Source organism: Paenibacillus sp. 11B, assembly GCF_030487755.1.
Taxonomy (GTDB): Bacteria; Bacillota; Bacilli; order Paenibacillales; family Paenibacillaceae; genus Paenibacillus; species Paenibacillus vandeheii.
The window spans coordinates 1,090,990-1,102,999 of the sequence record NZ_JAUKNS010000002.1; the positions used below are offsets into that span (position 1 = coordinate 1,090,990).

Genomic DNA, 12,010 nt, shown 5'->3' on the forward strand with positions numbered 1-12,010 from the left:
AAAGTGTCAAGCCACTTTAGGAGGTAAACCAATGATTGCTGTTGTTTTGTTTGCCGTACTGTACATACTTGAGTGGCCCATGATCAAGTCAAGCAAAAAGGGAATAAAAAGGGCTTATTTCGTTCTGCTGGGCCTATTTCTTCTGTGGAATACCCTGGCTGTCTCTGTACCGGGTTGGCCTAATCCCAATGATGTCATCAGGCTGGTCTTTGGCTGGGCAGACCGCTTATTTGGCTAAGAAAGGAGTACGCCATGATCAAATTGTCTGCCGGACAAGCGTACCGTTTTATGTTTGTCTACCTGTATTCCGAACCCATAGCTTTCCTCCTGCAGCGCTTGTTCAAGATGAGCGGTTATCAGGGGTGGATATCCATCCTTGGCGGGTTTGCGATCAGTCTGATTCTTCTCTTCTTCACATACAGATTGGGATCAGTTCACCCGGATCGACCGTGGGTTGATTTTGGTGAAGAAATTGTGGGCAAGGTCGTTCACAAGCTGTTCCTCGGTCTCATTGTGTTACTGTGCCTGTATTTGATATCCATTGACGTAGAGAATTTCATCGTTTTCCTGCAATCCATGTACTTACCTGAGACACCTATATGGCTGACAGCAACCGTAACCATTTTATGTATCAGCCTCTCCGCGCGTTCAGGTTTGATCACCATTGTCTATTTGTCAGAAGGCATATTTTTGGTGCAAATCTTTACGTCTGCTTTTCTCATGCCTGCTGTAACAAGCGGGGGGAATCCGGATGTACTGCTTGCCATGCTCACTCATCATGATCTGAAAGAAATTTTCACGGGCTCCTTTTCAACCATGCCCTGGTTTTCCGAATGGATGATGTTCCTGTTTCTTGCCCCTGCCATCGCTTTCAGGCGGCCGCTTCTACGAAGTATGTTGTTTGCAGGCTCTACACTTGCATTATTCATTATCGTATTCTGGATGTTTACTTTAATGAATTTTGGACCTTATGAAGCCAGCAGTCTTCGCTACCCTTTGCTGGAAATGATACGTTTTGCCCGTTACGGCGATTTTCTGGATAACCTGGACCCATTCCTGATTGCCATTTGGTCTACGACCATGTTTACTCGCAGCTCGTTTCTGTTATACGCAGCCTCGGTTTGTCTTGCCAAACTTACCGGAGTTCGAAAGGATAGAACGGTAGTCTATCTGCTCGCGGGAACGGCTGCTACTTATGTGCTTCAATATGCAAAAGACGCGGCTTCTTATGAATTAGCCATTCGTTCTTACGCCATCGCTACCTATGCCGTACTTATCGAGTGTATGCCTATACTATATGTTATTGTTTACTGGCTGCGTTCTGGGAAAAACAAAAAGGCGAGCGAGACCTCCGCCTCTTCGTCGCCTTGAACTCTAAATTCAGTTTTATTCCACTTTTTTTGATTGCGGAAAAAGATCAGTATCTGGAAAAATGACTCCTTTTTTCAAAATCAAATTGGCATACTGCGCACGTTCACCGGTTGCAATGATAACATAGGCGCGGGAAGCCCTTTCATAAAACGCGAAACGCTCTTCATGATCAAAGGCATCCGTGATGCCCTCATGGTCCAGGATCAGCCTGCGATAATCTTCCCATATCATAGGCACCACCTGATCCCCCTTGACGACCTGCATTACGGCTGCCGGCCGCTCAGCGTACGTATCCAGCGGAAACAAACTTAAAATGGCATCCAGTAATTCGACCGTACCCAGCGCATCACAGCGAATCAGCCGCTGGGCATGACTGGCTGCGGGGAAGTTACCATCTGCCAGTACTAGTTCGTCTCCATGACCCATTTCAGACATGATTTTCAGCAGTTCCGGAGGTATTATTGCGGGAATGTTCTTCAGCATACTCAGCTCTCCTCAGTCAGCTCCATAGATAGATGGAGCAGATTCGTCTTCGTAACCTCACCATCATGTAGTCCAGTTACCGCAATACAGCGGCACTTCCATTTTATCAGTATTTTCCAACGTTTGCATATTTCAATGTGCGCATCAAAACTTTAATCCACTGTCAATTTTAAATAAAAAGGGTTTTATCATGCACTTATGTTCAATAAATCTGTTTTGACAAAATTAATTGTTTAGCATATAGTTGTTATAACAAGTATATGAATTGAGACTATTTTATTTAAAGAAAGAGAGGATTTTATGGGGACCGACTATTCACTCGATCAATCCATTGGATTCATGCTGGGCATGACACACCGCAAAGCGTCGGCTTTACTAGCCATACGATTTAAACCCTATGATATTACGACAGAGCAATTTTCCGTTCTGTTCAACATCGGTAAAGGCGAAGGCGTGAATCAGAAGGAAGTTGCGACGCGCGTTTATAAGGACCAGCCCACCACTGCCCGAATTATTGATCTGTTGGAAAAGAAAGGCTGGGTCGATCGCCGGACCAGCGAACAGGATCGCAGAGCCTACCTGCTCTACTTGACCGAAGAAGGAAAACGATTGCTTGACCAGCTTGTTCCGCTCGAAAGAGAAATGAATAAAAATCTTACTGAAGGTATTCCCGAAGACCAGATGGAAGCATTTAGACATACTCTTTCCCTCATGAACAGCAACCTGTAAGGAATTTAACACCAGGGGGAATGAACAAAAAATGAAATCACAATCATCGCAAGTCAAACTGTGGACCACCGATTTTATCCTGCTCATGTTATGTAACTTTCTACTCTTTCTGCAACTTCACATGATTGTATCCCCACTGCCTTCCTATGTGCAGGACCGTTTTCACGCCAATGCCTTTGAAGTCAGCCTTTTCACCTGTCTCTTTGCCCTTAGCGCCATTGCTGCCCGGCTCTATTCAGCCAAAGCATTGGAGAAGGGTCTTCGTAATGCCATGATCTATATTGGCTTGACCGTTGCCTTGCTTGCGACACTTGGATATTATTTTGCTGCCGGGATTGCTGTCCTGTTATTGCTGCGTATGGTGTTCGGTATCGGATTTGGCATGGGTAGCACGGCTTTCCCGACGATGGCATCGGATATTGTGCCTGTGAAACGGATGGGTGAAGGTATGGGCTATTTCGGCCTGTCCACAAGTTTAGCCATGTCCATGGGTCCCATTATTGGGGTCACCGTGCTGCAGGGCGCTGGGTTCGTGACTCTCATGTTATGTACGGCGGGGGTTATAGTGGTCATCTATCCACTCAGTTATTCACTGACTCGCAAAAAAGCTAGGAGGGTCAATGACGAGGTGGTACCGACTCCACCGGCTGGAACAGCTGCAATATCTGGCACCAAGGTAAAGACGCCCTTCAACCGCAAACTGATTCTGCCAAGTGTACTGAATTGTTTGCTGTCCATCACATATGGCGGACTTGTTGGATTCATCGTGTTGTACGGAAAGGAAGCCAACCTGGCTAACCCTGCACTGTTCTTTTTGTTTAATGCTCTCGCTGTCCTGCTGGTCAGACCATTTGCAGGACGGATCTATGACAGTAAAGGTCCGAAAGCGTTACTGATTCCCGGAGCGATATTCATTGCTGCTGGACTGATTACTCTCTCATATGCTACTTCTATGCCTATCTTGTTTGTTGCTGCATTTTTATACGGGATCGGATATGGTTCCATCCAGTCCTCCATGCAGACCTGGATGATCCAGATTGTCTCTCCATCACAGCGCGGTATGGCTAACGGCATGTTTCTGAATACGCTGGATTTAGGGATTGCTATGGGAGCACTTCTGCTGGGCGCTATTGCTTCCATAACCAGTTATACCGATATGTATCGTTATTCCATTATATTCATGATCCTATTTCTCCTGATCTACCTGATTCAAGGAAAACGAAGTGGAGGTTTTGCAGTTCCTGTCCATCCGCTATTGAGACATACACATATTGCTGGGCAGGACTCCGAACGACATGAGCATACCGAAACTGCAAGTGAAAATGACACACCTACTCAACGAAAAAAATAACTGATGCAATTACGCTGCTGTACTTCAATTCATTAGAACGCGTCTACTCTGTAAGGGAACCATACTTCCCCCAGAGTAAACGCGTTTTTTTATAGCCTTAATCAGAGTGGACTTTTCTTTCTGCGTCCTGGCACATACCCACTTGGCTGTTTCACATCATCATAATCAGGTTCACGATGATTTTGGCCACCGCCTGATGTAGGCTGATTTCCCTTATCCGGCTTGACTGCCAATAACGTAAGCAAGCCTCCCACCGCCCCGGACGCGGCTAGAATACCAAACAGAATAAAATGGTGGGACCCGATTAACAGTGACACAATAGGAGGTCCGAGTGACACGCCGATAAAACGCATGCTGCTGAACAACGCCGTGATGGTACCGCGCTGTTCCTTGTCAACCCCTTCAGTAACCATAGCATCCAGACATGGCAGTGTAGCACCTATTCCTGCTCCGCCAAGAGTGAACAAACCAACAACGACATAAATGTTGTCAAAAAGCCCGATTACACCAAGAGATACCGTTAAAACAGCAAGTCCGATAAACCCGAGCCATTTCATCCGTGTCTTGTTCTTCCCAATCCACTTTCCAGCAAAGAAAGATGCCAGACACAAGGCAGCCAGCGGTATGGCAAGCACAAGCCCTTTAACTACACCTTTTAATTTGAACTCCGATTCCAATGTCTCCGACAGATAAAAGAGCACGCCAAAGAGAACAAACATGCAAATTCCGCCGATGGCAAAAATCGCATACAGCCAGCGCCCCTTTTCTTTCAGCACACTGCGGATGGAAGAAACAAATTCGCGAAAGCTCTGTGGTTCTTCCTTCCTCTTGGGTGTTTTCACCAGGAAAATAACCAAGACCAATGAAAGCAAACAGAGTACCGGAATAGCCATAAAAGGCAAATACCAAATCCAGACAGCAAGAGCTGCACCCAAAATCGGACTTAGTACCTTGCCGAAGGTATTCGAGGTTTCAATAATCCCAAGGCTTTTACTCACTTCGTTTTCATCATCGAACATATCTCCAACCAAAGGAATGACAATCGGGAAAGCCCCTGCTGCCCCTATCCCTTGCAAAAGTCTGCCACCGAGAATGGTCCAGTATGCCGCATTTCCATTCAGCATCCAGGCTGCTCCTCCTGCTACCGCACCTCCTGCGGCTGCAATGATGAGACTGGGTATAATGACGGCTTTCCTGCCGAAACGATCCGACAGATATCCTGCAAGTGGAATCAGCAGGATCGCGACGACCGCATAAACCGTAATTAACATGCTGACCTTGAATGAGGACACTTTCAATTCACGCTCAATCTGCGGAAGGATGGGGATCAGCATGGAGTTGCCCAGTGTCATAATGACCGGGATGGAAGCGAGTGCGACGAGATCCCACTTTTTATCGTTCATACCTCAACCACCTTTACAGAATCAGAAAACAACAACGTTATTGTGGGTTGTTCTGCAGTTGAATATACGGCTTATGTAAAAAAGATCACTTTGGATAACAACGCAAAAAAGCTGTCTCACTGAAATCAGTGACATGACAGCCTTTTTGGCTATACATCATGAAGGTTTATAAATGAAAGGCTAAATCAGCACAAATTGCTGGAGGGCTGCACCGCCCTTGAAAACGATGCAGAGCTGCCCTAGCTCACGCTTTGTCTCAAGTGCACAACGGACGGTGCTCCATTGAAGATTCCTCTCGTTTACAGTCCCAGCGGAACCTGGAACGACACAAGTGCCGAGCAGCGGGCCTGTGGGACCTTCCGCTCGAATCTCCAATTCGCCACCTTCTCCGAAGGCTGCCACCCGACCTTCAAATCCGTTAGCTTGCCGGAAAGCATTATCGTGGAATGAAATCCAGGATGGGCTTCCTTCACGATACAGCGGTTCGCCTGAAGCAATGGCACGGACGGCTGATCGTCCTTCCAGACATTCATCTAATAGCACGCCTGCATATGCATCGTAATTTTCCGCAAACGTAGGCAGATTGAGCGCGCGTGCAGGAATGATTTCACCCTCGATGTGGATCTCTGCCGTTTGATGAATATTTGCCGAGGAACGTCCAGCCATGATCGACCATGTTGCGGTTTCAAGACAATATCTGTCACGAGTGACATCCCAGAAAGCCAATTTCTGAACAGGAATTTCAAACGAAAGATCTTCCACTGCGCCTGAGGCAAGATGAATCCGCCGGAAGCCGATCAACTGACTTTGCGGGCGCTTCACCCGTGAAGTTTGGGCATGCCCGTACAGCTGCACCACCTCATCGCTGTCGCGTTCCCCTTTGTTCTCCACCTGTATTTCAATCTTCAGTACATCGTCTCCAGAAGATCCCTGCGCTCGCCGCACTCGAATCGCTCTATACTCAAATTCCGAATAGGTCAATCCATGACCAAAGGGATACAAAACTGGACCTTCATGATACATATAAGTTGTACCGTTATGAATAATGTCATAATCCATGATGTCAGGAAGCTGCGATTCATCCTCATACCATGTCATGTTCAGTCTGCCAGCAGGAGCATAATTTCCAAGCAAAACATCAGCAACCGCATTTCCCAATTCCTGACCAGCATGCGTTAAATATACGATAGCCGGAGCCACATCTTTCAAATCTTGCAGTGCAAATGGATAACTGCCCACAATGACAACGACCGTATTCGGGTTCACATGGCAGACTTCCTTCACCAGCCGAACCTGATCCGACGGAAGCAGCAGACTTAGACGATCAATTTCCTCTTTGCCGTTAATATATGGACTATTGCCGACAACAACAACAGAAACGTCACTATTCTGCGCAGCTTCTTTCGCCTGCTCTATTCCGTTCGCAACAACGTCGAGCTTGAACACAGCAGGTTGCTGCGTCTCCACTATAGCTTCCGGATGACCAGATGAACTCAAGTCTTCGTCTGTTTGTTCCGGCGTTGGGGACAGAACCCACTGGCCCTGATGCTCATTCAGCCCAAGCGGCAATCCGTTCCACGTACGCAACGTACTGCTTCCATCCGCTTGTGAATCAATCTGCACCACTTCCTTGACAAACCAGCCACCAATCTCCGGTGCACTCGCCTGATAAATCCCCTGTTCGGTTAACGTAACATATCGATTATTCTTCAGACTGCGCAGTGTGTGACTTCCCCAGCCCCAGTCTTGATGGATGAACTCGGCTGTCTCTGCACTTCCCTCTGGCACGGCCACAAGCTTTCCTTCAGCATCGAGTGTTACTATCTTTCCATCGACCGTCTTGAGGCTAATGTGGTCATTTCCGTCTGTAAAAGATACTTCTGCACCGGCAAGCTGCTTGCGCAATCCTTCCAGAACGCTAACACGATAAGGCAGTGTTCCACTATACCAATCGGTATAGACCACATCCGCAAGGGGTCCGATTACGCTAACCTTCTGCAATCTTTCCGGTTGGAGCGGAAGCAGTCCATCATTTTTGAGCAAAACGATAGACTCCGCTGCCGCTCTATAGCTTAATTTGGCATGTTCAGGCGCACACAATACAGATTCCGATATTGAAGCATACGGATTAAGACCCGTCTGATCCAGCTGTCCCAGTCGCATACGTACGCCAAAAATATTACGAATGGCCCGGTCTAGATCCTCGACCTCCAGCAAGTTCCGCTCAAGTGCCTCTTCCAAGGCAGATACGACCAAGTCAACCTCGTCCGTCAGACAGTCCACGCCTGCTTTTAAGGCCCCTGCAGCTGATTCCGCATGCGAGGCATGATAACCGTGATAATTGACCGTCTGGGACAAGTCACCCCCATCACACACGATAAAACCTGGCATGGCCCACTCACCCTTGACCACATCATTCACATACGGACTTTCTATGGCTGGTGTGCCGTTGATAGAGTTGTACGCTGTCATCATCGATAAGGCTCCGCCTTCTACGAAAGGTGTCTCGAATGCTTTTAAATAATATTCACGCAAGTTCCGCGGATCGATGCTGGATGAACAATTCAACCGATCCTTCTCATTATTGTTGGCAAAAAAGTGCTTCAGCGTCGCTACCATTTTTAAATAGAATGAATGATGACCCTGCATGCCTTTCACAAGAGCTGCCGACATTTCGCCCGTCAATACAGGGTCTTCACCGTAGCCTTCTTCGGTTCTTCCCCAACGCGGGTCCCGTTCCAGATCGACGGTAGGCGCCCATAAGGTCAAGCCGTGACGCTCGGGTGCACGATGATGGTATGCTCTGGCTTCATCTCCGATGACAGACCCAATTTCACGCATGAGCTTGGTATTCCAGGTGCTCGACAAACCAACCGGTTGCGGGAAAACGGTAGCTTCCCCAATCCAGGCAACCCCGTGAGCTGCTTCACCTCCCACATTGTAGCCGGGGATTCCCAATCGGGGCACTGCTGCTTCACGTGTAGGAATTAATCGAATTTTCTCCTCCGTTGTCAGACGCGCAATTAAGTCATTTAATCGTTCTTCCAATGGCAATGTTGCGTCCCACATCGGATATTCATGATATTCATTCATACTAAACCCTCCTACTTATTCGTTAATTTTGAGTTGCTTCCATTGGTCCAATAGATACCGTGTTCGTTCACAGTACTTCTGTCCTGCCTCAGACTGATGCACCTGATGTTCATGGACATATGCGTTAAAGTAGGAGGACAGTATTCGGTAGGCAAGAAGGCGTGCCTGTCCCTCATCGGACATATCCTGTGGTTGACCATAACCTTTATGAAAAGCAGTTGATGATTCAGTCGATAAAATAGCTTCAAACGCCCTGTCCGCAAACATGGAACGATCCCCATCAATGATGGCAGCAATGGTTAACTCACCATTTTTCTCATGAACAAGCACGTTGGCTTCCCACAGATCGTTATGAACAAGAACCGGAACAGTTACCTGATCAAATAAATCCTTATTCTTAATGAACATATCTGCAACCTCTTCCCCCACACCTGGCATATACCCGACCTGGGCGGCTTTAAGAGCCGTTTCCTGAGCAAAAGAGTGCAGCACCTCGGACCAGTGATCCGAGCCTTTAATCGTACCATCGCCTTGCGGCCAGCCAAACGCTGTACCCTCAATCCGATGTATGGCAGCGGTATAAACGCCGAGTTGATGATACAATCGTTCTTTGTCGGCCACCGAAATCGATGGGTGGTCCAGCTGCTTACTAGGGATAAACTCCATAAACATGTAGGTTCTAGGAATGACCGATCCGCTATCATTACAGACGATAATATTTGGAGCAGGAATGCCTGCCTTACGGTAATATTCATAAACAATAGGTTCAGCAGACATCATCGAGCGCTCAAACGAGAATAGCGGATCACTTGTCGAACCGGACGGCATATCTCCCCGCTCTGGTGCCAAACGCAAAATCACATCCGTATGCGATGCATGTTCTAGCTGAATACGATACGTTGTATTAAAAAGCCCACCCTGCAAAAGTACAAAATCATTCACAATGGTAGCGGTTCCAAAAGTATTCTCTACTAACCGATGCAGCATCTCTGCTGTAATGGTTTGATGTAAACCTGACTTCGTTGTACTCATTTAAGATATAATCCCCTATCTTTATCTGTCGCTGTATAAATTGAACTAAGGAGTATTTACATTTGCCACTTCGATGACAGAAAACCTTACTAGAACCATACTTCCATGGCATGACAGTAAACAAACAGACGGCACCTTGCGGTACCGCCCTTTTGTTTATGCTATAAACATTACAGTTGAATGGTAAGCGAGCTTGCACCTGCTGCAGCCGTAACGACAACACCATTTGCACCCGACGCTTGGGAACCACCCTCAACGCTTGATACACTCTCCATGCCACGCAGCACGATATTCCATGGTTTGCCCGCACCTTCAGCACGAACCTCCAGAACAGAGCCGTTACGGGATACGCTAACAACCAGCTCCTGCTCAGCACTTTGGTTCACAACCACCGCTTGAGCGGAGTTGCCGTCAGCCAGTTCGAACAAATGAAGGGACACATTATCCGCAAAATCATAATCCGGTTTGTTATCCACAGCACCGACCGCGATCAGGCTGTTTGGTTTGATCATCATTGGCAGTGTTTTGAAATCATGGTTTTCACTGATCCAGCGTCCACCTTGTACTTTAGCTCCAGTCAGATAGTTTGTCCAAGTTCCTTCAGGCAGGTAATAACGTACATCGCCTTCCTTATTGAAGATTGGCGCAACCAGAATGGAATCGCCGAACATGTATTGCGTATCCAGGCTATAAGTTGTTGGATCCTCTGGGAAATCCAGCAGCATAGCGCGCATCATCGGAATACCTCTTACCGTCGACTCCACCGCAGAATTGTAAAGGTACGGCATCAGGCTGATTTTGAGTTTGGTAAAGTCGCGAACAACGTCCACGGACTCCTCATCAAACAGCCAAGGCACACGATACGAAGTGCTTCCGTGTAGACGGCTGTGAGAAGACAAAAGTCCGAATTGTACCCAGCGTTTGTATACGTCAGGGGTCGCTGTACTCTCAAAACCGCTGATATCATGGCTCCAGAATCCGAAACCGGAAAGTCCAAGCGAGAGGCCGCCTCGAAGTGATTCAGCCATGGATTCATAAGTAGAAGAGCAGTCTCCGCCCCAGTGAACCGGGAACTGTTGACCACCTGCTGTTGCAGAGCGTGCAAACAGGGCAGCTTCGTTTTTGCCAATCTTGTCTTCGAGCAATTCAAAGACAGCTTTGTTATAGAGCTGTGTATAATAGTTGTGCATTTTAACCGGATCAGAGCCATCGAAGTACACGACATCTGTCGGAATTCTTTCACCGAAGTCTGTCTTGAAGGAGTCTACACCTTGATCAAGCAGGACTTCCAGCTTACTCTTATACCAATTCACAGCATCCGGATTTGTGAAGTCAACCAGACCCATACCTGCTTGCCACATATCCCATTGCCATACGCTGCCATCCGCTGTTTTAACCAGATAACCGTTCTCCATACCTTCATCGAACAAATAGGATTTTTCAGCAATATAAGGGTTGATCCAAGCACATATTTTAAGACCCTTTTCTTTCAGACGTGCAAGCATGCCTTCCGGGTCCGGGAACATCGCTTCATCCCATACGAAATCAGACCATTGGTATTCCTTCATCCAGAAGCAGTCAAAATGGAATACAGAAAGCGGAAGATCACGTTCAGCCATGCCATCTACAAAATGATTAACCGTTGCTTCATCATAATCCGTTGTGAATGATGTTGTCAGCCACAGACCAAATGTCCATGCCGGTGGAAGCGCTGGTTTACCTGTTAATTGGGTATAATTATCAAGCACATCCTTTGGATTGTCACCACCGATAATGAAATACTCCAACGTCTCTCCTTCTACGCTGAACTGCACTTTAGATACATTCTCAGATGCAATCTCATACGATACGCGTTCAGGATGGTTTACAAATACGCCATATCCTTTATTGGACAAATAGAAAGGAATGTTCTTATAGGACTGCTCGCTGCTTGTACCGCCGTCCTCATTCCAGGTGTCAACCACTTGGCCATTCTTAACAAACGGCGTGAAGCGCTCACCGAGTCCGTAAACGTATTCACCAATGCCGAGATCAAGCTGCTCGCGGAAGTATGCTTCCTTACTCGGACCTGTAATATAACCAGCGGCTCTTTGGCCGCTACCTGTAATTCGTTTTCCTTCATACAGGAAGCTGACGTCCCAACCATTCGTTTTGTCGATTTGAACTTCCAGATTGCCGCTTTTCAAAACAGCCCCTTGTTCATTCTTCGAAATGTCAACGTTCACATCTTGATGGTTAAGCTCAAATTCAGGCCCCTTTTTCACTCCGCCCTTATGATGATTCAAGGTTACACGAATAACGTTAGGCATAGGGGAGCTGTACGTTGCTTTAAGCAATGTACCGTTCAACGTGTCGCCTTTGGTGCGAATATATTTAGTTGCCGCATATACGGTCAAAGAATCCTCTTTTTGCACAATATCACGAATGTCAGTCGGGTTTTGAATGTGGTACCCTTCACGAGTCATCCAGAATCCATCAGTAAATTTCATGTTTTCTTTCCCCCTTCGGTTATACTATAATAATATTGACATTAATAACGAATTTCTTC

At 47.0% G+C, this 12,010-nt stretch carries 9 protein-coding genes; 4 read left to right on the top strand and 5 right to left on the bottom strand.

Annotated features, from left to right (window positions below):
- The first annotated feature begins 31 nt into the window (after positions 1-31).
- Entirely contained in the window at positions 32-238 is a 207-nt protein-coding gene (locus Q0V21_RS13350; RefSeq protein ID WP_053783728.1) for a hypothetical protein, read from the top strand.
- 14 nt (positions 239-252) lie between these two features.
- Positions 253-1,371: a GerAB/ArcD/ProY family transporter gene (locus tag Q0V21_RS13355; RefSeq protein WP_301879309.1), complete on the top strand. Its 1,119-nt coding sequence runs from the start codon at positions 253-255 to the stop codon at positions 1,369-1,371.
- Between the two features lie 15 nt (positions 1,372-1,386).
- Here Q0V21_RS13355 and Q0V21_RS13360 read toward each other — a convergent pair whose 3' ends face one another.
- The gene (locus tag Q0V21_RS13360) at positions 1,387-1,854 is read right to left on the bottom strand and encodes an RbsD/FucU family protein (protein ID WP_079347091.1); all 468 of its coding nucleotides are present in this window, start codon (positions 1,852-1,854) and stop codon (positions 1,387-1,389) included.
- Between the two features lie 300 nt (positions 1,855-2,154).
- Here Q0V21_RS13360 and Q0V21_RS13365 point away from each other — a divergent pair, with 300 nt between their 5' ends.
- A complete protein-coding gene (locus Q0V21_RS13365; protein WP_079347093.1) occupies positions 2,155-2,583 on the top strand; it encodes a MarR family winged helix-turn-helix transcriptional regulator in 429 nt (142 codons plus the stop codon).
- Positions 2,584-2,614: 31 nt separating this feature from the next.
- Positions 2,615-3,934 (top strand): MFS transporter, encoded by a 1,320-nt coding sequence (locus Q0V21_RS13370; RefSeq protein ID WP_079347095.1) that lies wholly within the window; start codon positions 2,615-2,617, stop codon positions 3,932-3,934.
- 101 nt (positions 3,935-4,035) lie between these two features.
- On the opposite strand, the gene bcbE is transcribed toward Q0V21_RS13370, so the two are convergent.
- The 4 genes from bcbE to yicI all read right to left on the bottom strand — a co-directional run bounded on the left by bcbE (position 4,036) and on the right by yicI (position 11,951).
- Positions 4,036-5,337: a bacillibactin exporter BcbE gene (gene bcbE / locus Q0V21_RS13375; RefSeq protein WP_079347097.1), complete on the bottom strand. Its 1,302-nt coding sequence runs from the start codon at positions 5,335-5,337 to the stop codon at positions 4,036-4,038.
- A gap of 180 nt (positions 5,338-5,517) precedes the next feature.
- Positions 5,518-8,430 carry a glycoside hydrolase family 3 C-terminal domain-containing protein gene (locus tag Q0V21_RS13380; protein WP_301879311.1) on the bottom strand — a complete coding sequence of 971 codons (2,913 nt, stop codon included), beginning with the start codon at positions 8,428-8,430 and terminating at the stop codon, positions 5,518-5,520.
- 15 nt (positions 8,431-8,445) lie between these two features.
- Entirely contained in the window at positions 8,446-9,462 is a 1,017-nt protein-coding gene (locus Q0V21_RS13385) for a phosphotransferase (protein WP_079347101.1), read from the bottom strand.
- A gap of 170 nt (positions 9,463-9,632) precedes the next feature.
- Positions 9,633-11,951, bottom strand: coding sequence for an alpha-xylosidase (yicI, locus tag Q0V21_RS13390; RefSeq protein WP_079347103.1), 2,319 nt, complete (start codon positions 11,949-11,951; stop codon positions 9,633-9,635).
- Between the last annotated feature and the right edge of the window lie 59 nt (positions 11,952-12,010).

Bases quoted from the DNA above. Each gene is read 5' to 3' on its own strand.
- yicI (WP_079347103.1), bottom strand. From the start codon at position 11,951: ATGAAATTTACTGATGGATTCTGGATGACTCGTGAAGGGTACCACATT.
- Q0V21_RS13385 (WP_079347101.1), bottom strand. From the start codon at position 9,462: ATGAGTACAACGAAGTCAGGTTTACATCAAACCATTACAGCAGAGATG.
- Q0V21_RS13355 (WP_301879309.1), top strand. From the start codon at position 253: ATGATCAAATTGTCTGCCGGACAAGCGTACCGTTTTATGTTTGTCTAC.
- Q0V21_RS13365 (WP_079347093.1), top strand. From the start codon at position 2,155: ATGGGGACCGACTATTCACTCGATCAATCCATTGGATTCATGCTGGGC.
- Q0V21_RS13350 (WP_053783728.1), top strand. From the start codon at position 32: ATGATTGCTGTTGTTTTGTTTGCCGTACTGTACATACTTGAGTGGCCC.
- Q0V21_RS13380 (WP_301879311.1), bottom strand. From the start codon at position 8,430: ATGAATGAATATCATGAATATCCGATGTGGGACGCAACATTGCCATTG.
- bcbE (WP_079347097.1), bottom strand. From the start codon at position 5,337: ATGAACGATAAAAAGTGGGATCTCGTCGCACTCGCTTCCATCCCGGTC.
- Q0V21_RS13370 (WP_079347095.1), top strand. From the start codon at position 2,615: ATGAAATCACAATCATCGCAAGTCAAACTGTGGACCACCGATTTTATC.
- Q0V21_RS13360 (WP_079347091.1), bottom strand. From the start codon at position 1,854: ATGCTGAAGAACATTCCCGCAATAATACCTCCGGAACTGCTGAAAATC.